Raw genomic sequence first — 26,942 nt, forward strand, 5'->3', positions numbered from 1 at the left:
TTATACCCAAACAACATCAAGAGGCAGAATTCAGCATTTCACAGGGGCTTAATATCAAAGCGTTACTTTGCAAGCATGGCAGTCCCTTTGAAGAAGGAACAACGATGGGACTAAGTCTTTGTGAAACGCTCTACGTGTTGGTTTAAAAGCGATTTATACTGCGTTATTGATTTTAATAATAGAATCACTATTATCTGCAATCAATGCCTTGCCTAAATCGCGTTTAATTCCAACGACGCTCGCATCTTGAGGTCGCTTGGGTATAGATAAAAAAACCGCACTTCATATTATGAAGTGCGGTTTTTTATTGTATTACCTACACGGTATTACTTACAAACGTCAGCCACAGCGTTAGCAAAGTAGTCAATATTTGCTTGGCTTATACCAGCGACATTGACTCGGCTAGAGCCAACGATGTAAATACCGTACTCTTTTTGTAAACGCTCTATTTGCTCTTTATTAATACCTAAGAATGAGAACATACCATTCTGACGGTCAATAAATGAGAAGTCTTGGTCAATATCTTTTGCCGCTAAGCTATCTTTGATCAACGTACGAAGACCATTAATACGGTTACGCATTTCATCAAGCTCGCTGTGCCATTCTTGAGTAAGCTCTGTGCTTCCTAAAATAGTGTTAACAATATCTGCACCGTGCGCTGGCGGCATTGAGTAAATGCTGCGTACAACACTCAGCATAACTGAGTTTGATATATCAGCAGATTTGCTATCTTTAGCGATGATTGAACATGCGCCAATACGCTCACGGTATAAACCAAAGTTTTTAGAACATGAAGAACAAATTATCAACTCATCCACTGCATCAGCCAAGATACGTAAGCCATTTGCATCTTGCTCAAGACTTGCACCAAAACCTTGGTAAGCGATATCAACAAGTGGCGTAAAGCCGACTTCTTTCGCAAGCTCTGCAACAGCTTTCCATTGTGCTTCGTTTAAGTCCATACCACTTGGGTTATGACAACAAGCATGCACAAGTACAACATCACCTTTTGGTACTTGCTTAAGCGTGTCCATCATTTCATTGAACAATAAATCTTTGTTTTCATAATCGTAATAAGGGTATTCTTTTACAGTTAAACCCGCAGCTTCAAATAAACTAATATGATTAGCCCAGGTAGGGTTAGTAACCCAAATAGTTGCTTCAGGATTACAACGTGCAACAAACTCAGCAGCAACACGTAAAGCACCTGTTCCACCTGGTGCTTGCGCTGTACGAACGCGATTAGCCAATAAAGCTTGGTGCTCGCCTAATAGAAGGCTTTCCATTTTTTGGCAGTAATCTAAGTTGCCAGCCAGACCAATGTACGATTTACTCGTCTCGTTTTCTAAACGAAATGCTTCTGCTTTTTTGACGGCAGTTAATACGGGTGTGTTACCTTGCTCATCTTTATAAACACCAACCCCTAAGTCAATCTTATTTGGGTTAGTATCTTGCTTATAGGCCGCCATAAGGCCAAGAATAGGATCTGTTGGTAATGGTTTTAGTACTGAGAACATTGACTATCTCTTATCGTTATTTAGGGGTTAGCTGTTGTACTTAGCTTAACATAAAAGCTCACTAGAATGACTAGTGTTATTTACACTAAAAAGTGAGGAATTTTAATACAGCACGCAATTAATAGTGCAAGCGTTTGATCAGTGAAAAAATCATTTTTAAATGCTTCACCATCTACAATCCCTACACAGTTATTTTGCGCATCAAAAAGCGGTAAACAGGCTTCTGATTTCACTTTAGGATCACATGTGTAATATTCTCCGCCGCTCGCTAAATACTGCTCCACGTTATTGATCACTCGGCCTTTACTGCTCATAGCAACTTGAACATTATTACTACCACTAGCAAATTGCTCTGTTAACGGAAAAAGAGGTCGGCTGGGTGCCCCAAAATAAGCCAGCTTAAGTAATTGCACTCCCTCTTCGGTTTGGGTGTTTTGATATATCCCAAACCAGTCAACACCCGTTTTCTCAACAACATAATCAACTACGCTTTGTAACTGAGCCAGCTTTTGCCTCGTTTGAGCATCTTCAGCCAGATAATCGGTGAGTTTAAATGGTTCATCCTGAAGGTGACCAAATAAACTACATGCTCCTCCTTCACCAAGTTCAGGTATTTGATACTCCCAGCGAACAGCTGAGGGTTGGCTAGTAACCAAAAAATCTTCTAGCTTTGCAAGCTCCAAAGACACTAGTTGTTGAGGCACATTAAGTTGTGCATGAGATAAATAAGAAGAAACCATCTAGCCGTCCAAACATCCAAATAAAGCAAAATAGTAACATGTGATTTATTTGTAGACCAGCTTTGTACCTAAGTTAGTTTATAACACATTTCTATTTGGTTTCCGGAGGCGTTATAAGTCACATGCTCTGCTATTTCTTCTAATAAAGAAATACCACGGCCATGCTCTCTTGATAAGCTCATTCCGTCACTAGCACTACTCTTATGGCCATTTCCCGAGTCACAAATAGTAAAATAAAGACATAAACTGGTTGGGCAGTAACGCATATCTACGATGATCATCGCACCTTGCAAACTGTTTAGGGCTGCTTCGCGTTGTTGATAAAATTCTAAAAAACCATCTTCTTGGTTTTTTATATCAGAATCTAAGCCGAGTAACCCATGATCAACCGCATTATTGTAGGCCTCAGACAAAAGCAAAAATATATCCGAACGATGTGCTCTCAAGCCACTTATTCGAGTTAATACATCGACGATTTCAAGCACCGGATCAGTGGTTTTTATTTGCGTCGAATTCAAACTTAAAGACATATTAAATGGCAGTGGTGAATAACTTTCTTGTTCGCCTTTTTGTTGAGGTATTTGCAGGCAATTAAACAACACAATACTTAAATCATCTTGTTGCTTTTCGCCTTGTGCAAAATGAGTAACATGATGAATAATGTCATCACATGAAATGCTCGGTTTCTCGGCCAGCAAGTCTATAAAGCGGTGCTCACCAAAATACTCTTCTTTATCATTTGTTGTTTCAATAATTCCGTCAGTGGCCAATACAACTCTCATCGTACTGTCTACTTCAAAATGAATCAGCTCACGTTCAAACTCATGCGTTTCTAATATACCCAGCGCCATGTGTTGTGACTCTAAGGTTTTAAGCACGTTACCGTGTTGATTTATAACATAAGCATCAGGTAACCCACCCAGCCAAGCAGAAACACTTTTCCCAGAGCTACTAAGCTCGATAATTGTGGCAGCACAAAACATATTACCTGGCAGCAATTTGACCAATAATGTGTTTATCTCATTGGCTATATCACTGACCGCCATCCCCTTATTAACCATAGTGTAAAACACTTTAGAGGTTGGCAGAGCTCCCACTGCAGCCGCGAGCCCGTGTCCGGTAAAATCTCCAAGCATACAATACAAGCTACCGATTGGGCTTTGCGCAACTAAGAACACATCTCCGTTAAACATAGAGGCTGGCGATAAATGAAAGTCGATGTTATCTGGAAAGTCATGTTGGTTTTCAAGTGCATTATTAAATATATGCTCAACAATGTCGTGTTCACGTTCTGTTTGATTGTTGTGGTATTCCAATAATCTATTTTGTTTTTGCGCTTCGAGACTAAGCTTACGAGTTCTACTGTGTGCTTTTATTTTTGCTGTTAAAATTATTTTATCAAATGGTTTATGAATAAAATCATCACCGCCGAGTGCCAAGCAACGCTCAAAGCTTTCTTTATCATCTAAAGAAGTAATAAAAATGATAGGAAGGTAAACGTCTTTACTGCGCTGCTTTATTTTGGGGGCTGTTTCATAGCCATCCATTTCTGGCATGATTACATCTAAAAGCACGATATCAACAGGGCCACTATCAAGCACTTCAAGTGCTTCAATACCATTGCAGGCTGTTACTACATCATAATGTTGTTGCTCAAGCATGATCTTGAGCAAATCCCGATTAAGCTTTTGGTCATCAACAACGAGGATGCGCATCAGTCAATATCAAACTTCTTATCAAACCGTGATATTTGTAATATTTTCTTTAGTTGTGGTTGGCAGTTGCTAATACGGATTGAGTCTACAGAACTACCCAGTGTTTTTTTCATATTCAGTAGCATCCCTAAAGCTGAACTATCCATATAATCTGTTTCGCGCAAATCAATTTCCACTTTATCAGTACTATTGCCAATGTCGGCATAGGCTTGGCGAAACAATTGCACTAGATTAAAATCGAATTTACCTTTTATTTGAATTGTTAATATTTTTCCGTCACTCGATAGTGCTTTACTTAAACTCATTGTTTACTCCATATTGAAAACATAATCCGTTCTAATTGTTAATATAAACGCATACGTCCATATACGCCAAAAATAAAAGCAGGTTAGCAGAAATTTGTTATCATGCATGCCACAGAAGTCTATTTTTTCATAACAGGTTTAGCATGAGTGATAACAATCTCGTTTATTCAACAGAAACAGGTCGTATTAACCAACCTAAAGCAAGTAAAGAAATCGCCTCTAAGGTATTTAAAGACGGTGCTTTACGCATCGAGCGTCAAACCAAAGGCCGCAAAGGTAAAGGTGTTATGCTTGTAGTTGGTCTTGATAGTGAACAACATGACCTTAAAAAATTAGCGAAAACTATCAAAAGTAAAATGGGTCAAGGCGGTGCTGTGAAAGATGGGGTGATTGAAGTGCAAGGCGATGACCGTGAAAAGCTAAAAGCCATTTTAGAAGCTTTAAAGTTTAAGGTGAAAATCGCTGGAGGCTAGTCTCCATGGGCGCTCAATTATGGTTTTATAAAATTAAGAGACCGTCTCTATTAAATTATGAGCGCCATTGCTCTCATTCTAACGAGGGCTTGTTGACCTTTGCGGATTAAAACTTGTTCAAACTATGAACAGATTAATCGCCTAGGTAGAACCCTTCTGACAGCATTTATTTGGTGTTAATCTTGCGATATCAACTATTTAGAACAACCATAGAACACTTGCTAATACCAAACAGCCTGCTGCAAGTTTTAGCTTCTTAGAGCAAAAGTAACCATCACAACAGCATGATCTGTGCTTTGATCATCAATATCAAAATCTGGGTTTATTAAATGTCGGTCATATGTATTGTATGCAACAACGTCATAAAAGCTATCATGGTAACTAGCATCGAATTCGCATGATAATAAAATATAGTCAAGCACCGAGCTGTTTGCGCCAAAATAGTGTGTGGGTGTGCGTGTTGGTATGGCTTTATCAACCCTCGGACCACTTTCATGCCATAAAGCATTATTAGCCAGTGAGTTAACATACAAATCCCATGCGTCGTTAAGGCAGTATTTTGCGAGAAAAGCTTTAGAGTCAATGGCTGGTGCAAACCGTAAACTATTAGTCAGTAAATTACTTAACACGCCATCAGTAAGATTATTATTAAAATCACCCATTAATATAACCGGGTTTTGTGAACTTTCCCGTCGAGAAATTATTTCTGACATTAACAGTGTGGCTTCGCTGCCACGCTGTACTGTTGCTCCCCAACTCCCTGCAATGCTCGCACGTAGATGCTCAATAATACATTTTTCTGGCGTAACATCATTATGCTGTGCAATGTCGATGGTAGAGCGTTTCGACTTTAAATGCACAACATAGCAATCCGTTTCATCTAGGTGTGGTAAATCAACCGTTACTCGAAGCACTTTACGGCTGTATTCAAAATTAGCATCTAAACCTAACATAAGTGCTAAGTTGCGATCATGTTGCACAGCCTTAATGTTAGTAATAGGGTAAAATGACGCAATAGCAACGACAGGACGTGAATAGATAAAGTCATCTACCACCTGCGGTTCATCCACTGTGGCAAAATAGGCATAGCCGGCTTCATATAACAGGCTTTTAAGTGATTCAATACTAAACACTTCCTGAAAACCAATAACATCAGGTTGATGTTGCTTTAGATAATCAGTAATCCAACGTTGCTTTTTTGCCCATTGCTGCACAGTATAAATTCGCTCAAACTCATAAAAAGCATTCGGCGGCTCAAGATAATTAAATAAATTAAACGTTGCCACTTTTAGCAAGTTGTGACCAATATCACTTGATGCATCTTCTCTGGTTTGCACAGATGTAAAGCCCTGTTGTATTGAATGACACTGGATAATAAACACCTACTCGTTTAAAAATCAAAATTTAATGCTAAAAGGTCAACATAAAAATGCAATACTGATTCATTACAGTCAGTAACCTGAACACTGAAGCTAAGACACAAAGTTAATAGCATAAACTTACGTGCTACCAGCTTGTTTGTAGACGTAAACCTAACGTAGCTGGCGATTGAAATAGCCGTTGCAAGTAACTTTGTTATCTAAAGTTCAAGTTAAATTCTGTAATGGCTACTCTGGCCTGCTTTATTTGGTCAAACTGATCATTTAGGATAAGTAACACGTAATAAAATTAATACCCCAAATTTATTAGCAACGATTAAGGATTCCTGATGAGTGATAACGATTATACCCCGCCTCAAGTATGGAAGTGGGACGCGAACAATGGTGGCGAGTGGGCTAAAACAAATCGCCCAATCGCTGGCGCAACTCACCAGCAAGATTTACCCATTGGTGAACACCCTTTGCAACTATACTCGTTAGCCACCCCTAACGGCCAAAAAGTAACAATAATGCTCGAAGAACTTTTAGAGCGCGGTTTTAATGAGGCTGAGTACGACGCTTATTTAATAAAAATTGGTGATGGTGATCAATTCTCATCTGGATTTGTTAGTGCAAACCCTAACTCAAAAATACCCGCATTAATGGACCACAGTACTTCACCAATAACGCGTGTTTTTGAGTCAGGTGCAATTTTACAGTACTTAGCTGAAAAGTTTGATGTGCTTGTACCTCGCGACCATACGAGTAAAACAGAATGTCGCAACTGGTTATTTTGGCAAATGGGATCTGCACCGTATTTAGGCGGCGGATTTGGTCACTTTTACGCGTACGCACCTTTTAAAATGCAATACCCAATTGACCGTTTTACCATGGAAGTTAAGCGCCAACTAGATGTGCTAAATCGTCATTTAAGCGATCACGATTACATGGCAGGCAGCGAATACTCAATTGCCGATATTGCTATCTGGCCTTGGTATGGCAATTTAGTATTAGGTAAATTGTACGATGCCGCTGAGTTTTTAGACGTTGAGTCATACACTCACGTATTACGTTGGGCTAAACAAGTAGAGCGCCGCCCAGCAGTAAAAAGAGGCATCCGCGTAAATCGCACTTGGGGCCCAGAGGAAGATCAACTCGCAGAGCGCCACAGTAAAGATGATTTTTAAATTGTGTAAGTAAATTTTTGTATGAAAAAGCTCAGTAAAGAAGAAGTATACCAAAGACTTAGTAACACGGAAGACGCCAGAGCATGTAAAGCCATTGACGAAAATGCCTGTAAAGTCGTACCCGGTAACTTTATTACTCTTTTGGTTAGCCAGCTGTTTAGTAAGTTTGCTGATGCTTTACTAAATCCAAAAGTGACGTTGCCTTGGCTATTACAAAGCCTAAACGTACCCAGCAGCTTCATCGCATGGCTAGTGCCGATAAGAGAGTCTGGCTCCATGCTCCCGCAACTTGCAATCGCCAATGTAATTAGGCAGTGCAAAGTTAGGAAGTGGGTTTGGGTTGTAGGTGCGCTTGTTCAAGCGCTCTGTATTGTTGCCATGCTTGTGAGCGCTTTAACTCTCACCGGTCATACCGCAGGATACGCAATCATTGCGTCTCTTATCGTACTTAGCCTTGCCCGTGGATTTAATTCGATTGCCTCCAAAGACGTACTTGGCAAGGTGATCCCTAAACAACAAAGAGGTAACATAAGTGGCCTTGCAGCTAGCTTTGCAGGCTTTGCCGCCCTAACATTTGGACTTGGTTTATGGTATTTACAAACTCTAGGCTTTGAAAATGGCGTGTATATTGCGCTTATGCTCGCCGTTGTTATGTGGCTATTTGCCGCCCTCTCGTACAGCCAAATTAAAGAATATGCTGGTGCAACTGAAGGCGCTAAAAATGGATTGATGCATGCTTTATCAAAATTGACCTTACTGTATGAAGATAAACAGTTTGCTCATTTTGTTTTTACTCGCGCACTGCTACTGTGTTCCGCTTTAAGTGCACCGTTTTATATTGTGCTAGCAAGCGAGCAAGCGTTCGACTTTTCATTACTTGCTACCTTCATGGCTTTATCAGGGCTAGCAAGCCTAGTGTCAGCGCCTATATGGGGAAGATTAAGTGATTTATCTAGTCAGCGTGTATTGGTGTTTGCCGCACTCTTAGTTACTCTAAATGGCCTAGCTGTTTATCTAATCGCCCGCTTTAATCCGTCAGCATTAGATGAGTTTTGGCTATTACCGTTGTGCTACTTTTTCCTCACAGTTGCTCACCAAGGTGTTAGGCTAGGTCGTAAAACCTATTTAGTCGACATGGCTCAAGGCAATAAACGCACTGATTATGTTTCTGTCAGCAATACGGTGATCGGACTTGTATTACTTATATTAGGAAGTGTGGGCCTGCTCAATGCTTATTTATCAACCGCTGAACTAATTTTATTCTACAGTTTACTTGGTTTAGTTGGAGCTATAAGTGCTTGGCGACTGCCCAACACTTAACCCTGACAATAAAAACTAGGTTGCATTAGCTAACTAAAACAAAAAGGCGACCGAGGTCGCCTTTTACTAATCTTTTAAGTGTTTATCAAAAAAATCTAGAAACGCCTGCAACGTTTTAATTCGGTAAGGCTGGTGTGATAAATAGTGATCGCCATCTTCAAGTTCAATATAAGTGACCTCTTTATCTTCATCACTGAGTTCATCTTCCATTTCTTGGCTATGATACACAGAAACGATATTGTCATCTGAACCATGCACCAATAGCACTGGACGGTTAATTTGTTTTGCAAAGTTAACAGGCGAGTATTTTTCAAGCTCATCATCGTCGGTGCCAAATTGCTTGCGCACAATTTCTTTATTAGTGAAATAACGCGCTTTTGAAACTATGTATTCCAAATCTGTGACACCTGCAAAGCTTGCTGCGCATTTAAATGTTTCAGGGTGCTTAACGACTGCCATCAATGCTGCATAACCACCATAGCTTGCGCCACCGATACAAATTTTGTCTTTATCAGCGATACCTTCATCGACTAACCAAAGTGCGGCATCTTGCAGGTCATCTTGCATTTCTTTACCAAACCCTTGCACCGAGGCCATCATAAAGTCATGCCCATAACCACTTGAGCCTCTAAAATTAGGTTGCAAAACCGCATACCCATTGTAAGTTAACAGTGCAGTCCAATAATCAAACCCGGCATAATCACGTGCCATTGGCCCACCATGCGGAAACACGATGGTCGGCAACTTATCTCCTGCTTTATAACCCACAGGTAAGCTCAAGTAGCCCTCAATGGTCAGTCCATCTCTGGCTTTGTAACTAATGTGTTTTTTATCAGTGTAAACAGTGCTATCAATATCTGGGTAGGCATTGGCAAATACCACCAGCTCGCCACTGTCGCGGTTACCTAACATGTACGTACCAGCACTGTCATCACCAGTTAAGTAAATGACATATTGTCGCTGATCATGGCTGGTATCAATAATATCCAAATCAAACTTTTCACTGGGCAACACTGAGCGAAGAGACGTATGCAGTTTATTTAAGTCTTCATCCCAATAGCGTACTCCATCCTCAAGTTGAGAATGGGTAAATCCAGCCACATTATTCGTCAATGAAGAATAAAAGATAGAGCCATCAAAATCATAATTCTCATCACTAAAGAGCAACTCGTTTTTATTGGTGGTTAAATCCATTTTATACAAAGCGTCACGGCCATCTTTAAGTGCGGTGTAATAAATAATGTTAGGGTTTTTATCAAACCCTAAAATACTCACACTCTCTTTACTAAATGCGCTAAAACTAAATAACGTTTTACGCTTTGCTCTGTCTTCGATATATAAAATATATTCAAATTGATCTTCATCCATTTTCATTGCAATGCGCACATTGCCTTGCCTATCAGCAATCCAGCTAGTTACTTTGCTTCGAGCACGCTGCACTTTTTTCTTACGGAAAGTATTTAAATTAAGCTCATACACCGCAGGCGTGTTTGCTATATCGTAATCCCCCTGAACTAAAATAGTGTCTTTTCGTTCGGGTAAAAAGCTGATCACTTGATCGCCAAACTGAGGCTGGCGTTCATCGCGACTAGAATTGGGTTTTATAGCAAGTCTAACGTTTTCTTTCTCTTTTATATTGTAGGCATACATGCGTGTTGATGAGTATTTTGGCCCACCAAACTCACGCTTTATGTAACGTGCCCCTAGCAACAAAACCTCGTCATTAGCCCAGGTGTACCAATCAAAGAAAATAGTGTGGTTATCAGAGCGAATGATTGGTGTGAAATCTTTCTTTTTTCGGTCATAAACCATTAACACCAATTCACCATTGACGTTACGAACAAAAGCAAGGTTTTCACCATTGGGAGAGAGCTTTAATTGGCTAAAAGCTTTGAGCGATGCAAATGATTCAACAGGTAATGCTGTTTTTTGGCCAGCTAACGCCGTGAAGCTCAGTATTAGTAACAAAGCAGGAAGTATAAACTTCATGGAAAGTCCATTTAAATAATTTTTGTATTAGCAATTTTAACATAACCATAATGGGAACTTCCAGATGTTAGTTGTTCACTCCCTGCGTATGTTACCCAAGCATCACTGCAATTTATTACACTTGCTTACAAAACTAAGATTGTAAAACCAGCTTGATTGTTAATAATACATTTACAAAAATTACCAACGATTAAAATTAAATGGAATTAAATATGCTCAAAACATTTTTAGCCACGTCAATTCTCTTCGCATCGCCGCTTGTACTTGCAAGTCAACAACTTGCTATTAAAACAAACAATGAATTAATAACCACAGACACCTCAATGGCATTTGCCTATAACGATGAGTTACAGCAATTGGCGCAAGTGGATTTAGCGAATAACCTTAATTATATGCTCACACTGCCACAGCATTCTTTGGGCTTTGACACGGCGATACTTGCCAATAAGCAACACCCTCAAGCTTTAATTTTGACCACTGATGGGGTCTACCTCAGTGAAAAAGATAAAAGCGTTTTATTATTCAAATATGAGTCCGTTTTAAACCGTTTAGAAAGTGATAAATTCACTAAAGTAAACTTTATCATTGATGCCAATAAAGATGGTTTAAGCGATATTCTATTGCCAGATATTGAAACGAACACCTTGTATATTCAGGATCAACAAGGGAAATTTAACGCGCATACTTTCACTAAACAAGCTCAATTTAAGGGTGACTTTAGATCCAGTCGATTTAAATTAGATATTGATATTAGTATTGCTCCACAAGTCATCGATTTAAACCAAGACGGCCTGACTGACTTAGTATTTTCAAACAAAAAAAACGCCCAAGTATTACTGGCCAATGAAACTGGTTTTGCACAAAACACCTCCTATTTAAACTTCAACATGCAACTTGGCAAAACACCGGATGGTGAAACTCTTGAAATTGAATCACTGCTGGATATAAATAACGACGGTTTTGTTGATCTTATTACCAAAAGAGTGCCCGACGTTGATGGTATGGATGCGATGAGTGCAACCGTTCACCGTCAACTTCATATGGGTTTAGCCGCTGGCGGCTTTGCACAAAAAGCGTTCAAACTACCTAAAACCAGTATGATAGGTAATATAAAGTTTGATGAAGATTTTGATAACGATGGCTTGATGGACTTACAGCTATTTAATATCGATTTTGGTCTTGGCACCATTGCATCGATGGCAATGGGCGGAGGCGATACCGAGGTAGATGTTGAGTTCTCTGTGCATAAACAACTCACAAGCGGTCAATTTAGTGAAGACCCAAATGCCGATTTTGAAGTAGAGATGCCACTTTCAATGTCTAACAACTCATCACTCAAACCACTACTTTTAGGTGATATAAATGGTGATAACAAGCTTGATGCCATCTATAAAAGCGGCCGTAAAACACTTTCTGTTTACTATGGTGGAGGCGACGACTTACTCAGTAGCAAACGCAAGAAAATCAAACACAAATTACCTGAAAAAAACCACAACATCCTACTGCTGGATATAAATAATGATGCAAAAAAAGACTTCGTGTTTAAATTTACCGACGAAGATGGCACCAGCACGATTAAAACAGTTATTAATTAAACTAAAACAATAAAATAGCCAGATACATAAATGTGTATCTGGCTTAACAACTAAAAGTTAATATTGAGCTTTAAGTAGCCTCGCCTACCGAGTAAATCGTAGGTCATTACATCCGTATTGGCGTCATTCCATGATGTTAAAAATGGGGCTTTATTATCAAAGATGTTATCAATTCCCATCGATAATGATATGTTTTGGCTAATAAAGTAACGCCCTTGAATATCATTATAAATAATACTCGGTACTGCACTACCAATTGGACCACCACCATTAACATCATCTGCGGTGCCGATATAACGCATCGCGTAATGTGCCGACCAGGTATCTGCTTTAACGCTCATGCCTAAATTAGCGCGCCACTTGGTGTAACTTCCCTGATCTTCAGTTATATACCCTAATAAACTTTGAGTTGCTTGACCTGCAAACGGGGTTGTTTCGTGTTTTAGCAAGCGTGTGGCATCTAATTCAAACAGACTAGTTAAACCAAACAACTCGGTATTGTAGCGCGCGTTAAAATCAACCCCACTGACCTTTTCAAATGCTGCATTTACTGGACGTTGGCTTAAGGAGTTAACTTGACCTGTCACAGAGTGGCGAGTGAATGTATCGCAGTAAGCACTGTAAACCTCGGGATCGGTATAACATAGCTTTAGCGCATCAGAACCATTGACTGAGGTAATGGCATCTTCAACTTCGATATCAAAATAATCAACGGTAGTCGATAAGCCTTCAATAGCACTAGACTGCCACACCATACCTAGGGTGAGTGTGTCTGCTGATTCTGGGTTTACATTTGGGTTTCCACCAACTGAGGTACGCACCGTTGTACCATCTTGAACAAAATCAGCAGGTAAACCAGCTGCTAAACAGTTTGTAGCAATATCACCCGCCGCGTTTTCACACGGGTCAATAGTGCGCAGGTTTTCAGCATTTGTACCACCAAAAAGCTCAGTGATCATTGGTGTCCTAAACGCCGTAGATTTAACCCCGCGCAGCATTAAACCATCAACAACTTGCCATGTTAGGCCCAGTTTATAAGTGAATTTACTACCAAACGTACTGTAATCTGAGTACCGCGTAGCAACTTGCGCCTCAACGCTATCAAGTACAGGGATAGCAAGCTCTATAAAGCCCTCTGTAACTGAGTAACTACCATCAATGGCATCTTCACCACCGTTTGCAAGAACAGTTGAATCCGGGTTACGCCAGCCACTTTCATCACGTTTTTCGAGCCCTGCGGCAAAAGCAAGCGCCCCTGCTGGCAGCTCAATTAAATCGCCCAATAAATTAAAAGTAAGCGACCTTAATTCATTGCCTCCATTACCTTCTCGGCGATATTTTACATAATCTATCACCTCTGGGCTTAATTCATCCACACCAAACCAATCTCCACAGGGAATAACAGCAGCACTTTCGTAACTGCAAATACTGTCATCGAGCGTATTGGCCACTTTGCTAATATCTTGATCAAACGTCCAGCCATCAGTGCCTGTATTACGACCATAGTTATAAGCTAGCTGCCAAGTCCAATCATTATTTAAAACCCCATCAAGGCCAACAACAATACGTGTAGTATTGGTTTCCTGGAAAAAGTACGGGGCGCCAAGCTCAACATTGCGTCGCCTTGTTATTTCTAAGTCTTGCCCTGTCGGATTATAAGCAAAGTCTTTTGACACCATGATGCCACTGATACTACGCGGCGTAACAATCTGCTCAGATTGACGATTGCTGTACTGCGCTTCGGTAAATAAATTTAACTTGTCGGTCAGCTCATAGGTAAAATTGGTCGATACATTTACCCGCTCACTTGGGTTAACAGCATTTAAGTAGCTGATATAATTAAACCCATGTTTAGCTGAGTCATAAGCTTCATAGCTATTACCATCACTATTTGGGTCTTGATTAAACTGCACGCTACTGCCATCTGCTAATAAAGCGCGCCCACCAGCCGTTGTTGCGCTGCCAAAACATGTTAACTGGCTACTACCATCATCATTAATCGTTTCATTTTTAGCGCAATCAATTCGGTCTGACTGCCTGACTGCTTCGGTATTTATATAGCTTGCACTAAAAAAAAAATGGCCTCGTTCAAACTCACCGCCTATATTAAAACTCAGCTCTTGGCTTTGCCCTTCACCATCATCGGCAGCACCTATTTTAGCGGTAAACTCTGCGCCATCTAGTTGTGTTTTAGTGATAATATTAACCACCCCCGCGACTGCATCCGCACCATATATAGCCGATGCACCATCTTTAAGAACTTCAACGCGTTCTATAATTGATGTGGGGATCATGTTTAAATCGACTGAACTATTTGCACCGGTTCCTCCGTTTACAACACGTCGGCCATTGAGTAGTACAAGAGTACGTTTGATGCCCATCCCTCTTAAATTTACTTGAGCTGTGCCATAGCCCCCACTGGTCCAGTATGCGTTAGTGGCATTACCTGCAACCCCCGCAGAAAAGGACATACGCTGTAGTAAGTCTTCCACATTTACTATGCCTGTCTGAGCAATCTGCGCAGCATCAATAACCGTTACCGGGCTGGCACTTTCAAAATCAGTGCGTTTAATATGAGAGCCCGTCACATGAATGCGTTCAATACTTTCATTTTGGTTATTCGCAAAGGCTTGGCTATGGATTAATGCAAGGGAGATGGCTGAAAGTGCCAAGAAGTTTTTCATAATACGGCCATTAAGTTTTTTTATTTTAAAAATAGCCGCTTATGATAAAGGTTTTAGGAACATTGAAAATGTGACAAATTGTCGCAGGATAAAAACTATACTAATAGGTTTAACATTAAAGTTGAGGCCGAGCTAAGCTAAATAACTGCTGTGTGGTGGCAAAATCATTACCGCCCATTTTACCAACACTCTTTAAAGCAGTTGGATCAATATAACCATCAACAAGTACTGTATCGTCAATATAAACTCCCACTACATTAAGTAACATCATTTGCCCACCAGCTGATTGTTCACTAATGGTAATCACCTCGCGAAGGGTGCACTCATAACGAACTTTTGATGACGCGACACTTAAAGGTTTTACTGTTTGGCTTGCTGTGGACTCGATATTTGCAGCTATAAATTCACTGACTTCAGGTGAGTAGTTTGCACAACTTTGGTTCATTTGCTCCACTTGCTGTTCACTGACAATATTAACCACACACTCTTTGCTCGCCAACAGATTGTTTAGCGTATCTTTATTGCGCTTTTCACCGGGGTTAACCTGGGTAACACTCAATACAGGCGGGTTCACACTTGCTACAGTAAAAAATGAATAAGGCGCAATATTTGCCACGCCATCAGCACTAAGCGTACTTACCCACGCAATTGGGCGAGGAGTAATACCGCCTACTAACTGACTTTAGATAGTTGGTTTTTCAAGAGGGTGAGTTAAATCTATAAACACGTATCGCTCGCTTTAATGTTAATATTTAATGTTAATAAAAATAAAAAAGTCATACGTATTAAACGCGTTCAGTGTTTGTCACGTATTGAAATAAAATGGATTAATAAAACCCTAATGGCAAGTTTATTATATGACACACTCTGTATATTGGTTCACTCACGACCTACGGTTATCAGACAACGTGCTTTTACGGCGTGCATGTGAACAAAGCTCATCAATCAGCTTTATCTATTGCATTGATCCTGAGTGGTTTAAAAGCAATCGGTTTAATTGCCAAGCTTTGGGAGGGCAACGATGGGCGTTTTTAGTCAAATCACTGCACCAATTAAACAGCCAGCTGAACGCGCGTGGTCAACATTTAGTTGTTTATTTTAAGTCGCCGCTGGAAGTGATTGATCATTATTACTCTCATCATAATACCCGAGTAATTTACTGTAGCGACCAAGTTGGCTTATACGAACGGCAATCACTCAGTGCAATCACTGATAAATACAGCGAGATTACACTTAAACAAAGCAATACATTTACCTTATATGACATACATCAATTACCTTTTGATTTAAGTGAGTTGCCGTCAACATTCAGTAAATTTCGTAAAAAGGTAGAATCATCAAACCTCTCGATAAAATCACCGGTTGAGAGACCTAGCCATTTCCCCCCACCGTTAATTGCGCCGGTACCTTGGCCTAAATCTTTGCCTCAGATTGAACAGGTAAACTGTGAGTTTGATGCGGGTGAAATAGCAGCTAAAAACCATCTTAACCAGTACTTTTCAAGTTCAGCTCCGAGCGAATATAAACTGACTCGTAATGCCCTCGATGGCATGGCAAATTCAACTAAATTTTCGCCTTGGCTTGCCAATGGTAATGTGTCGGTGCGACAAATCATGCACGCACTGCAAGAATATGAGCAACAACACGGCGCGAATGATTCAACTTACTGGATTTACTTTGAGCTACTTTGGCGTGAATATTTTCAGCTTTATAGTGCGCGCTATGACCAGCAATTATTTGCATTTAGCGGCATAAGTTCAAACAAACCACTCACAAGTTTTTATCCTGGACGCTTTAAACAATGGTGCATGGGCACTACCCCCTACCCCATTGTCAACGCCTGTATGAAACAACTTAATAAAACGGGCTACATGTCTAATCGTGGACGACAACTGGTTGCCAGCTGTTTAGTCAACGAGCTCAAATTGGATTGGCGTTTTGGTGCGGCTTACTTTGAACAACAACTCATTGATTACGATGTGGCAGCAAACTGGGGCAACTGGCAATACCTTGCTGGGGTGGGCGCTGATCCTCGCTCTGGCAGGCATTTTAACTTAGTTAAACAAACTCACACTTATGATCCCGAAAATACCTTTATTAAGCGCTGGCGAGGTGATGAGGTTTATAGCATAGACTCTGCTGATGCTGCAGATTGGCCATTAAGCAGTTAATAATGCGCGAAAAGGTTAATTTAGTCTGGTTTAAACGAGATTTACGTTTATCTGATCATCAGCCACTTAAGTACGCGTTTGACAGCGCACTGCCAACCCTACTTATTTATAATTTTGAGCCGCTGCTGCTTGATGATGCTCACTATAACGAGCGTCATTGGCGTTTTGTTTATCAATCGTTGATTGAAATGAATAAACAACTCGCGCGCTTTAATGCCCGCGTTTATCTGTTTAACAATCCTATGGATGAGCTACTCGATTCATTAAACAACCAGTTTGAAATTGTTAGCTTATTGAGCCATCAAGAAATTGGCTTAAATAACACGTTTGAGCGCGATAAAGCGGTTAAAAAATGGTGTAAATACCATGCAATAAACTGGCTTGAGTTTCCTACCGGTGGGGTTATACGCGGGGCTAAAAGCCGTAAGGGCTGGAACGAACACTGGCATCAATACATGCATAGCCCTATTGCTATTCCAAACTGGAAAAACGTCAATGCGGTGGCATTAAATGATTACCAAATGCCCACGTTACCCGATAGCTACATAGAGCAACATCCACACTTTCAAATTGGCGGTGCGTTGGAAGCACAGCAAGTCATGCAAAGTTTTTTTGAAAGTAGAGGCAAAGGCTATCAAAAAGGTATTTCAAGCCCCAGTTTAAGCCAAACCCATTGCTCTAGGCTCTCGCCTTACTTAGCGTGGGGCAACATTAGCCTTAAGCAAGTGTACCAAAAGGCAATCGATGCATATGACTCAAAACACTCTGACAAACGAGGCTGGAAGCGCCCACTAGCGGCGTTTGTCTCGCGCTTACATTGGCATTGCCATTTTATGCAAAAGTTTGAAAGTGAATGTTCAATGGAATTTAAAGCGCTTAATCCGGGGTATCATCAATTTCCCTACCGCGATGACGATAAGGTCGCAGGCGATATACAGCGTTGGGCCCAGGGGCAAACAGGCGTGCCGATTATTGACGCCTGCATGCGCTGCTTAAAACACACCGGCTACATTAATTTTAGAATGCGCGCCATGTTGGTCAGCTTTGTGACCCACCACTTAAACATAAGCTGGCAGCAAGCGAGCTTCCCCTTAGCTAACTACTTTTTAGACTTTGAACCGGGCATTCACTATCCGCAAATACAAATGCAAGCCTCAGTGACCGGTATCAACACCATTCGCCACTACAACCCAATTAAGCAATCTGAAGATCAAGACCCACATGGCGAGTTTATAAAAAAGTGGTGCCCAGAACTTGAAAAGCTGCCCATAGAATACTTACATGAACCATGGCAACAAACGCCAATGGAAGCGTTATTTAACGACTTTAAAATAGGCGAAGACTACCCCGAGCCTATGGTGGATTTAACAAAAGCCTCAAAAGAAGCGCGCGATAGGCTGTGGCAATACCGTGAACGGCGCGATGTACAACGGGCTATCCCAGCGATACTCAAAGCCCATGTAAGCATTACACCGCGACCAAAAAACACTAAAAAGAAGCGTAACAATGGCGCATAAGAAATTACATTTACCGCAAAAAACCTGCCCCGTTTGCAAGCGTGATTTTACCTGGCGCAAAAAATGGCAACGGGACTGGGACAAAGTAATTTATTGCTCGCAGCGGTGCAAAAAAATCAAGCAGGCTTTTTTAAATTCAACTAGTTAACTAAACATAACAAAGCTTTGTTATCACCTCTTAAAATACGGTAACATAAAACTTCTTAGTGCGGCCGTTGTCGCAATCAAACTTGAACGCAAATAAAAACTAAATTATGCGATGCTCTTTAGCGGCTTATAATAATTTTAAGCATATAAGCTCTTCAAGTAACAATATAAATTAAGGGACACTATGAATTGTACAAGTTGTGGTAAAGGGTTACTTAAACCTAGTTTTATTGAAGGTCAATTTCGTTCGCATACATGCACGCACTGTAATGGCCACTGGATACTAATCGAAGACTTTGCAGCTTGGAAAGAGCGTAATCCAAACTTTGCATTTGCTGAGAACATCTCATTCGAAGCCGACGCTACAGACACTAAAAAAGCATTAATTTGCCCGGTATCAGGTGTCATTATGCGGAAATTTCGTATTTCATCATCAACTGACCACCGTATAGATTACAGTGCACCGGTAGGTGGTATCTGGTTAGATGCGGGTGAGTGGGAATTACTAAAAGAAGAAGGCTTAGCTGGTACACTGAACGCAGTAGTAACACAACAATGGCAAAACCAAATTCGCGAGCAAAGTACCAAGCAAAACTTTAGTGACATATATGCTGATAAATTTAGCAATGACACTTATGCAAAAGTAAAAGAGCTCAGGGAATGGTTGAATGCACAGCCGCAAAAAGCTGATTTAAGAGCCTATTTATTAGCCGAAGATCCATACTCCGCAGAGAAGTAATATCTTAATTTAGCAAAATTATACTGCCATTATTAAGATAATATTGGCAGTAAAGTTACCTCAAAGCCCATGTAAGCGTTACACCGCGGCCAAAAAACACTAAAAAGAAGCGTAACAATGGCGCATAAGAAATTACATTTACCGCAAAAAACCTGCCCCGTTTGCAAGCGTGATTTTACCCGGCGCAAAAAATGGCAACGGGACTGGGACAACGTAATTTATTGCTCAGAGCGGTGTCGGCGTAATTCAAAGTAAAGTGAACAAAAAATCAACCTTGCTTTATTACGCCAAGATGTTACATTTTAGGTACAACCAGTTGAAGCTATATTTCAAAGCAAAAACATGGAGTAACATAATTCTTAACAAGGAGTGATTATGAAGTTACTAAGTCTATTTTTAATCGTTTTTACACTGACCTACTCACTGTCTGCAAATGCTGCGTTTACAAAGTACTTCTTTGAAGACCGCAATAAAAATGAAGTTGAACTATTATTGGTCGGCCATTTTAAAAATCCGAGTGTTGTTGGCTTTATACAAGACTGTTCGTTAAATAACTGTGATGACTCAGAGTCAATTAACAACCAAGTCCATGATTTTGTGGCATCAGTACAACGCAATGAAATTTATACGTATAAAAATACAACCATGATGTATTCAATGCTTACTTGGCTTAACTCCCTATTACCAACAAAAGACTCTTCAACACTCAGTATTCAACGCACTGAGGCGATTACACATTACTTAATGTCTGCTGATTCAAAAAAGCCACCTATTATGATGGTTAGAAAAGAAGCCGACTCGCCTGTGGATGTATGCGCAATAGACAGTACTGGTTGTAAAGTGATTGACGACATTATTTTCACAAAAGCACCTAATGGGGGCGTTTCTGTAGGAATGACTGCAAACCCTTATAAAACAGAAAATACGCTGTTGTATAAGAACCTGTTAGAAACGTTTATGCTTAGCATGCACAATAAGTGGCGCTGTGCCAGTACAGGAACTAACAGTGATAGTGATATAAAGTGGTCTATGGCATGTGACTATTGATGAGAGTCGTCTCTCAATGACCCCTTTTAACACCATTGCTTACACTTGGTGTTAAAAGGGTTTTAAATTTAGCCCTTAATGATAAGCCCGAAACTTCCTCAATTATCACCGCTGATATTGTGATTACTGACAATAACAATATGAACATTCCCCCATAATTAAACGCGCCGGCGATAAACTTAAAAGCACGACTCCTAGATCGCATTTATCGCAACACTCGTTATTGAGTTAACGTGATATGAATTTCAGTCCCTTGGTTATTAACTGTTTTGAATAACCAATTTTGATGCTCACATAATCGCTTAACTATTGATAAACCAAAGCCATAGCCTGTGCTTTGCTCCCCTTTCACAAAGGCGTCTGTTATGTTTGCTGATATGCTTTGTTCAATACCAGGCCCGGTATCTGCAACAATTAATGTCATACCCCGTACTTCAATACTCACCTGTCCTTGTGTTGTATATTGAAATGCATTGCCAATAATATTATCCAGTAACACTTTAACCATACCCGGTTGCGCCATCACGCTAATATCGCAATTATCATGCACTTTAACGTCTATTGGCTTGTTATTAATCAAGTGGCTATGATCAATAACCGCCTGCTCAATTAAGGGTAATAACTTTACGTTGTGTTTATCCGCATCAGTATGCTCTTGCCGTGCTAAGGTTAACAACGTAACCACGGTTTGCTCCATTTGAGTGCATGCTTGCGATATACGACTAATCACTGGATTACTCGCATCGTCAGGGTGTGTTGTACGATACACTTCAACTGCGTTTTTTATAATCGCGATGGGGGTTCTTAACTCATGGCTTACATCGCGTGTGAAGCACTTTTCGCGAGTAATCGCTTTATTAATGTTCACCATGGTGTCTTCGAGTGTCTGTGCCAACAACCCTATCTCATTGTTTGGAAACTGCGCCGCAAATTTAGCGGGCACTTTATCGGGTTCAACACCATGCACTAAATCTGTTAGCTTCTTTAATGGCAGTGCCGTTTTTCTACCGAGTAGCCATGAAACAAAAAAAGTTAACACCACTAATACAGCGCTTAGTATCAACATCAACCTCAGTGCTCCGTTGGCATAAGGCCTGATGATTAGCATATCACTCACCTGTGCTACAAGTAATGGTGTGGCATCTGCTTGCAGTGCAAATATATGGTAATGCCGCCCTTGCTCACCAAAAAACTCCCTTCCTTTTGGGTTGGCAATGTACTGAGCATGTATATCCTTGGGTAAATCATTGGGTGTAAAAACCAGCTGCATATGACTCATGCGAGGTGACACCCACGTACCCGTTTGCGCATAATTAAGCTGTAAATAATGCGCCTCTTTTTTTACCTCACGCTCGATATATTCATCTTCAACAAAATACAGTAGCGTAAAGCTTAACCCACCCCACAGAGCTGAGGTTATCAAGCTAATCAAACAAAATTGACGCACTATTTTTTTACTTAAACGATGAAATTTAATGGGTCGAGTGTGTGAATTTTTTAGTGTGTGCTTACTCATCAAATAACACCTACTTTTTTACGTCTAACACAAAACCAATACCATGGATGGTTTTGATCATTGGGTATTCAAACGGCTTGTCTATTGTATTTCTGAGTTGGTAAATATGCGATCGTAACGCATCTGATTCGGTGGGTTCATCCCCCCATAATTTTTGCGACAACTTAGAGCGGCTCACTACCTGAGGGTATTCCTGCGCTAATATAGTGAGGATCCGATACCCCATGCTATTGAGCTCAAGCGTTTTATCTGCACGTGTGACGTGCTGTTTTTTCCTATCAATTATAAGTGTATCAAATGTAAGCACATCACTGGTTTGCAATAAGTGTCGTCGCGACAACGCAAAGCAACGTACCTCCAGCTCTTCCAGTGAAAAAGGTTTTGTTAAATAATCATCCGCGCCTTTTTTAAATCCTGATATTTTGTCGTCAATACTGTCTCGTGCTGTTAACATTATAATTGGTACGTGGGCCTGCGCTTGCGCACGTAACGTTTCACATACCGCAAGTCCGTCCATGCCTGGTAGGTTCAAATCTAATATAACCACATCGTAAGGGTTCGCTAACGCCAATGACAACCCTAATTTGCCTTCGCTGGCAAAATCCAAAACATGGCCTTTGCTTTCCATGTAACTTGCAATATTTTGAGCAATGCTTTGTTGATCTTCAACAACCAGAATATACAACGACTGATCATTCACAAGAGTCACCCTTTTGATTGTAATAAATTAATATGCATACGCTTATGCGTTGTTTGCACACGTCAGTTAATCTAGTCAATATTAAACATCGCTCATTAATGCTTTCACCGAGCTTTTTAAACTATGCCTGCTGGCGTAAACCCCCAGCAGAGTTACCGAGCTTAAAATAATACACAGTGTTGCTATCATCACACTTAGGTTAGGGATATAAGGCAATGAAAACTGTGATTGATAAATTAAAGTCCCTGCCACATAGTTACCAAAAATAGCCCCGACCCCAACCAGAAGTGCCGTGATTAACCACTCAATAATATTAAGTTTTAAACACGTACTTTTTAGTAACCCAAAACTCATAATAATACTGTTTTTCTTTTTATCATTCGCCTCAAACACATGAATTGACGACAATATAACAACAATCGAGAGTAGAATAATCATCACTGAAAAGCCACTAATAACCGCCGTAATCATCGCTAGCGTATCATCAAATTGCTGGGTAAGCTCTTGTAAAGAAACCATTCTAATTGTTGGGTGTACTTGCCAAAGCTGCCCAAGCAGAGGCCATTGCTGGCTGTTTAACTCCAAACTCGCCATGTAGTAATGCGGTGCGTTTATGTGTGCGATTGCCGCTGGTGGCATTTGCACCCAAAAGGTAATTGAACCCGCCCCCGCTTTATAAGCATGGCTTGCACTAATACTAAACGTAAAACGCTGCTGATTGATGACCAACGTTATTTTGTCGCCAAGCGAGAGGCCCAAATCGGTCATGACTTCTTCTTCGATAGACACTTGCTGCCAGTCTTCAGTCGTTTGCGACCACCATGTTCCATCAACTAATCGATTGTTTTGTGGAATATCATTGCTCCAATGCAATCGAATGGAATGCGATAACGTAGCTAAGCTTTCACTGGGTCTATCGGTAAATTCATCCAGCGCTTGGCTATTAATCTCAGTCACCTTGGCAAACAAATACGGTTTTGACTGACGCAACTCAATAGCATGCTGCACTGCCCAATCCTTAATTGCATCCATTTGTGTTTGATTTGCTTGCGATACCAGCATGTTACCATTGTGCACTCGCTCATAAGAAGAAATAGTCTCGCCCAAGTCCCTTAAAAACATAAGCGTAAATAACAACAAAAACGTGCTTAAACCAATGCCTAAAACTTGGGTGCTTTTGCTTACTAATCGCTGCTTCATCATAAATAGAGTAAAAGGAATTAACCCCGAGAATCGTTCAGATACTTTTTCCCCTAGGGTTAAAAACAACCAACTGATAAACATCATCATGATAATGGTTATCCCTATGCTGCTTACTAGCATCAGCGTAAGTAGCCCGTTGTCAGAATAATTTACCGCGACCATAATCATCACTGCTAACCCTGCTAAATTAACAAATGCTAATGAGAATGACGTTTGATTTTGAATAAGCAACTTTGATACCGACACGTGATACAAGCTCGCCCAAATAGGCGAATGAAATGCCATAAAGATTAAGCTACACGCCATTAATACATATAGGGTTGCTTCGCCTTCAAATTGCCAGATTACGCCAACAAAAGTGGAGGATAGCCATTCGACAATAACCCAATGCAGCGCACTTGATAGCACCACCACCAAGGGTATTAATAGCACAAGGTTAATCAGCCACTTGAGCAGTGACAATACTAAACCTGTTGATTTAGATGCCCCCAAACTCATACAGACCGCTGAAAAATATTGCTCTTTTTTTATGTGTACTTGGACAATTTGTGCAATCGCAATAGCCGCCATAAAAAACAAGATAATTGAGCTTAAACCGAGTACATTTTCGGTTCGTTGCCAAAATATCGCTAACGGGTGCTTACCCTGTTTATGGTGCAGTGTTGCCGCGGGCAAGGTCTCCTTTTGCCAATCAATAAGCCCATTAACCTGCGATTTAGTCGCCGCTATCAGGTATCGATAAAGGACTGCCCCATCATCAATATTCAATGCGGTCATATCATCCAGGTTTATCATTGCTCTCATGGCAACCGTGTGGCTTTCCATTAAACGATCTGGCTCATGCACTAATACACGTGATACTAAAAACGGCCTTTTCGCCAGATAAAGGGTATCTCCTATGGCGATATTTAAACTCGATAACAATCGGCTATCTAACCAGATCTGCCCCGATTGAGGTGAGCCATGGGTTACTTCTGATGGACTTTGCAAAGAAGCTGACGTTAATAATTCACCTTGCAACGGGTAGTCATTCGCAATCGCTTTTAGCTTGGCGCTTTGCCATTGGTCATTAAATGTCAGCGTCGCATTAACTTGCATGGTCTCAACAACGGCATCGCTAGAGCGTTTTAAATGCAGGGCCTGTTCATTCGTTAATTTATTTTTTTGCGCTAAAACGGCATCAGCCCCCAGTAAGCTAGCTAAGTTTTGGTTGAGGTAGTGTTGAATGGTGTTACTTGATAATGTCAACGTGGTGATAAACACCATAAGAATCACTTGCACCCATCTCAACAGCTTTTGATGAGGCTGTGAGTACTCTTTGACAAAAAAGTGCCAAGCCAACTGTAAGTGAAGTTTAAGCATGCTGTTGGCCTGTATGTTGAGTTAAATGGCGGGCAGGTCCCGAGTTTATATTTTTGCAATCAAGCGTGAGCCTTCCCTCAGTAAATGAGTAAATATTTTGTGCTTTATTTGCAAGTTCATTGCTGTGAGTCACAATAATTAAACCGGCGTTATGCGCTTGGCTGCACTCAAATAACATATCTGAAATATCACTGGCATTGCCTTGATCTAAATTACCGGTTGGTTCATCAGCAAATATAAATTTAGGTGAGAAAACAAGAGCTCTGGCAATGGCAACACGTTGCTGTTCACCACCGCTTAATTGTGAAGGGCGATGATCAGCACGCTTTGATAAACCGACCTTCGCTAACCAATGCTCGGCTTTGGCTACTGCCTGTTTATCACCGCGTAATTTTAATGGCAGCGCAATATTGTTAAGAGCTGATAGTTCTGGCAACAAGTGAAACTGTTGAAAAATAAACCCGACATGTGATCGCAAGCTGTCCAAAGGTAAAACAGTCTCTGCTTTTATAAACCGCCCTTGCCCTTTTGTTGGCTTTTCCAGCCCCGAAAGCAACATAAGCAAACTCGTTTTACCGGACCCAGAAGGGCCTGTTATGGCATAAGACTGGCCTTGTTCAACAGTTATATCGAGCTTTTCAAATAACGTAATTGTCGACGTAGTGGTTTTAAATGACTGAGAAACACCTTCAAGTTCTATTTTGCAGGACATAACATGCACCTTAACGTTTAATTAGAGTACAACGGTATGCCACTGTGTGTGAAACAAATGTGAAATACACCCCTTCCCTTTTTTATGCAACACGCTGCAATATGAAGGCGTTTCATTTCACTCATTTTTCACATTAACTGATTTAAGGTCTCATTTTTATTACCTAAAAGAGATGACCCATGAAAAGATGCTACCTACTTCTATTTTTACCTTTCATTTACTTAATCATGTTCACTCAGGCGATTGCCTCAGACAATGAAGCCACCCAGTACAATAAACTTAAAAATAGCATCGACGCCGCCATTACTAAATTTGAACAAACAGACAGCCAACGCTGGTCATTCACGGTTTCTCGCTTTGAAAATGAAGAGGGTGATATTACACGCTCTGTCGAATACTATAACCCACATGCAGCAATGCCTTGGCAGCTTATAAAAACCAATGGCCAATCCCCCACATCAGCGCAAATCAAGCGTTTTACAGACAAAAAAAGTAAACAAAACAACGCACCCGATAAAAAAGAGCGTATTAGCATGCCACTGCGTAAATTTGTTGATCTTGAAAGCCTTACGCTCATCTCTGAGGACGAAAGCACCATGGTGGTTGATTATAATGTACACATCAAAAAGCTAGGCGATGACGCCATCGGAAAACTCCGCGGCACCTTGGTTTATAACAAATCATTGCACTTTATCGAAACGCTATCTATTGTAAATACGGCTGACTTTTCACCCATGCTCTCCGCCAATATCACCGACCTTGCCCTTTCGTTTAACTTTATAAATAACGCAGGGAGTATTTTACTTAAGCAAAATAAAATGAACATGAAAGGCACTTTTGCATACTTTACGCAAATAAACGAAACCTCGACTGATCACTACACCGACTATCAGTTGTTGCCAACACAACATGCTACTGACATTTCACACTGATTTCACATACTCA

23 protein-coding genes are annotated in these 26,942 nt (G+C 40.6%); 11 read left to right on the forward strand and 12 right to left on the reverse strand.

From position 1 onward, the window contains the following. Positions 1-326: 326 nt before the first annotated feature. The 4 genes from CSC79_RS16780 to CSC79_RS16795 all read right to left on the reverse strand — a co-directional run bounded on the left by CSC79_RS16780 (position 327) and on the right by CSC79_RS16795 (position 4,277). On the reverse strand, positions 327-1,517 hold the full coding sequence (locus CSC79_RS16780) for an amino acid aminotransferase (protein ID WP_099296899.1): 1,191 nt from the start codon (positions 1,515-1,517) through the stop codon (positions 327-329). Positions 1,518-1,597: 80 nt separating this feature from the next. Continuing rightward, positions 1,598-2,257: a GAF domain-containing protein gene (locus CSC79_RS16785; RefSeq protein ID WP_099296900.1), complete on the reverse strand. Its 660-nt coding sequence runs from the start codon at positions 2,255-2,257 to the stop codon at positions 1,598-1,600. A 68-nt stretch (positions 2,258-2,325) separates the two neighbouring features. Next, the gene (locus tag CSC79_RS16790) at positions 2,326-3,972 is read right to left on the reverse strand and encodes a fused response regulator/phosphatase (RefSeq protein ID WP_099296901.1); all 1,647 of its coding nucleotides are present in this window, start codon (positions 3,970-3,972) and stop codon (positions 2,326-2,328) included. After that, a complete protein-coding gene (locus tag CSC79_RS16795) occupies positions 3,972-4,277 on the reverse strand; it encodes an STAS domain-containing protein (RefSeq protein ID WP_099296902.1) in 306 nt (101 codons plus the stop codon). Before CSC79_RS16795 ends, CSC79_RS16790 begins: the two co-directional genes overlap by 1 nt. Positions 4,278-4,420: 143 nt before the next feature. Between CSC79_RS16795 and CSC79_RS16800 the strand changes: the two genes are divergently transcribed. Further along, positions 4,421-4,750 carry a stress response translation initiation inhibitor YciH gene (locus CSC79_RS16800; protein ID WP_099296903.1) on the forward strand — a complete coding sequence of 110 codons (330 nt, stop codon included), beginning with the start codon at positions 4,421-4,423 and terminating at the stop codon, positions 4,748-4,750. Between the two features lie 248 nt (positions 4,751-4,998). Here CSC79_RS16800 and CSC79_RS16805 read toward each other — a convergent pair whose 3' ends face one another. Next, positions 4,999-6,036: an endonuclease/exonuclease/phosphatase family protein gene (locus CSC79_RS16805; protein WP_099296946.1), complete on the reverse strand. Its 1,038-nt coding sequence runs from the start codon at positions 6,034-6,036 to the stop codon at positions 4,999-5,001. A 422-nt stretch (positions 6,037-6,458) separates the two neighbouring features. Between CSC79_RS16805 and yghU the strand changes: the two genes are divergently transcribed. Together yghU and CSC79_RS16815 are read left to right on the forward strand one after the other, a co-directional pair. Further along, a complete protein-coding gene (gene yghU / locus CSC79_RS16810) occupies positions 6,459-7,295 on the forward strand; it encodes a glutathione-dependent disulfide-bond oxidoreductase (RefSeq protein WP_099296904.1) in 837 nt (278 codons plus the stop codon). A 21-nt stretch (positions 7,296-7,316) separates the two neighbouring features. Further along, positions 7,317-8,615, forward strand: coding sequence for an MFS transporter (locus CSC79_RS16815; RefSeq protein ID WP_099296905.1), 1,299 nt, complete (start codon positions 7,317-7,319; stop codon positions 8,613-8,615). A gap of 66 nt (positions 8,616-8,681) precedes the next feature. Here CSC79_RS16815 and CSC79_RS16820 read toward each other — a convergent pair whose 3' ends face one another. Beyond that, on the reverse strand, positions 8,682-10,604 hold the full coding sequence (locus CSC79_RS16820; RefSeq protein ID WP_099296906.1) for a S9 family peptidase: 1,923 nt from the start codon (positions 10,602-10,604) through the stop codon (positions 8,682-8,684). A gap of 212 nt (positions 10,605-10,816) precedes the next feature. Here CSC79_RS16820 and CSC79_RS16825 point away from each other — a divergent pair, with 212 nt between their 5' ends. Next, a complete protein-coding gene (locus tag CSC79_RS16825; protein ID WP_099296907.1) occupies positions 10,817-12,199 on the forward strand; it encodes a VCBS repeat-containing protein in 1,383 nt (460 codons plus the stop codon). A gap of 50 nt (positions 12,200-12,249) precedes the next feature. Here the strand turns inward: CSC79_RS16825 and CSC79_RS16830 are convergent, their stop codons facing one another. Together CSC79_RS16830 and CSC79_RS16835 are read right to left on the reverse strand one after the other, a co-directional pair. Further along, on the reverse strand, positions 12,250-14,883 hold the full coding sequence (locus CSC79_RS16830; protein WP_099296908.1) for a TonB-dependent receptor: 2,634 nt from the start codon (positions 14,881-14,883) through the stop codon (positions 12,250-12,252). A 115-nt stretch (positions 14,884-14,998) separates the two neighbouring features. After that, a complete protein-coding gene (locus CSC79_RS16835) occupies positions 14,999-15,547 on the reverse strand; it encodes a flavin reductase family protein (RefSeq protein ID WP_099296909.1) in 549 nt (182 codons plus the stop codon). Between the two features lie 193 nt (positions 15,548-15,740). Between CSC79_RS16835 and CSC79_RS16840 the strand changes: the two genes are divergently transcribed. From CSC79_RS16840 to CSC79_RS16865, 6 genes are all read left to right on the forward strand, one after another. Next, a complete protein-coding gene (locus CSC79_RS16840; RefSeq protein WP_099296910.1) occupies positions 15,741-17,054 on the forward strand; it encodes a DASH family cryptochrome in 1,314 nt (437 codons plus the stop codon). Positions 17,055-17,056: 2 nt separating this feature from the next. Beyond that, on the forward strand, positions 17,057-18,571 hold the full coding sequence (locus CSC79_RS16845) for a deoxyribodipyrimidine photo-lyase (RefSeq protein ID WP_099296911.1): 1,515 nt from the start codon (positions 17,057-17,059) through the stop codon (positions 18,569-18,571). Then, complete coding sequence (locus tag CSC79_RS16850; RefSeq protein ID WP_099296912.1) at positions 18,561-18,719, forward strand: DUF2256 domain-containing protein; 159 nt, start codon at positions 18,561-18,563, stop codon at positions 18,717-18,719. Before CSC79_RS16845 ends, CSC79_RS16850 begins: the two co-directional genes overlap by 11 nt. A 183-nt stretch (positions 18,720-18,902) precedes the next feature. Further along, positions 18,903-19,457 carry a zf-TFIIB domain-containing protein gene (locus CSC79_RS16855; protein ID WP_099296913.1) on the forward strand — a complete coding sequence of 185 codons (555 nt, stop codon included), beginning with the start codon at positions 18,903-18,905 and terminating at the stop codon, positions 19,455-19,457. A gap of 117 nt (positions 19,458-19,574) precedes the next feature. Next, positions 19,575-19,712 (forward strand): DUF2256 domain-containing protein, encoded by a 138-nt coding sequence (locus CSC79_RS16860; protein WP_099296914.1) that lies wholly within the window; start codon positions 19,575-19,577, stop codon positions 19,710-19,712. 120 nt (positions 19,713-19,832) lie between these two features. Beyond that, a complete protein-coding gene (locus tag CSC79_RS16865) occupies positions 19,833-20,504 on the forward strand; it encodes a hypothetical protein (protein ID WP_099296915.1) in 672 nt (223 codons plus the stop codon). Between the two features lie 220 nt (positions 20,505-20,724). Here CSC79_RS16865 and CSC79_RS16870 read toward each other — a convergent pair whose 3' ends face one another. The 4 genes from CSC79_RS16870 to CSC79_RS16885 all read right to left on the reverse strand — a co-directional run bounded on the left by CSC79_RS16870 (position 20,725) and on the right by CSC79_RS16885 (position 25,997). After that, positions 20,725-22,020, reverse strand: coding sequence for a HAMP domain-containing sensor histidine kinase (locus CSC79_RS16870; protein WP_099296916.1), 1,296 nt, complete (start codon positions 22,018-22,020; stop codon positions 20,725-20,727). A gap of 10 nt (positions 22,021-22,030) precedes the next feature. Then, complete coding sequence (locus tag CSC79_RS16875) at positions 22,031-22,720, reverse strand: response regulator transcription factor (RefSeq protein WP_099296917.1); 690 nt, start codon at positions 22,718-22,720, stop codon at positions 22,031-22,033. 81 nt (positions 22,721-22,801) lie between these two features. Next, positions 22,802-25,285, reverse strand: coding sequence for an FtsX-like permease family protein (locus tag CSC79_RS16880; RefSeq protein ID WP_099296918.1), 2,484 nt, complete (start codon positions 25,283-25,285; stop codon positions 22,802-22,804). Continuing rightward, entirely contained in the window at positions 25,278-25,997 is a 720-nt protein-coding gene (locus CSC79_RS16885) for an ABC transporter ATP-binding protein (RefSeq protein ID WP_099296919.1), read from the reverse strand. Before CSC79_RS16885 ends, CSC79_RS16880 begins: the two co-directional genes overlap by 8 nt. Before the next feature lie 179 nt (positions 25,998-26,176). On the opposite strand from CSC79_RS16885, the gene CSC79_RS16890 reads away from it, so the two are divergent. Continuing rightward, complete coding sequence (locus tag CSC79_RS16890; RefSeq protein WP_099296920.1) at positions 26,177-26,929, forward strand: hypothetical protein; 753 nt, start codon at positions 26,177-26,179, stop codon at positions 26,927-26,929. Positions 26,930-26,942: the final 13 nt, after the last annotated feature.

This window comes from Pseudoalteromonas sp. 3D05 (genome assembly GCF_002723455.1).
Lineage (GTDB): Bacteria > Pseudomonadota > Gammaproteobacteria > Enterobacterales > Alteromonadaceae > Pseudoalteromonas.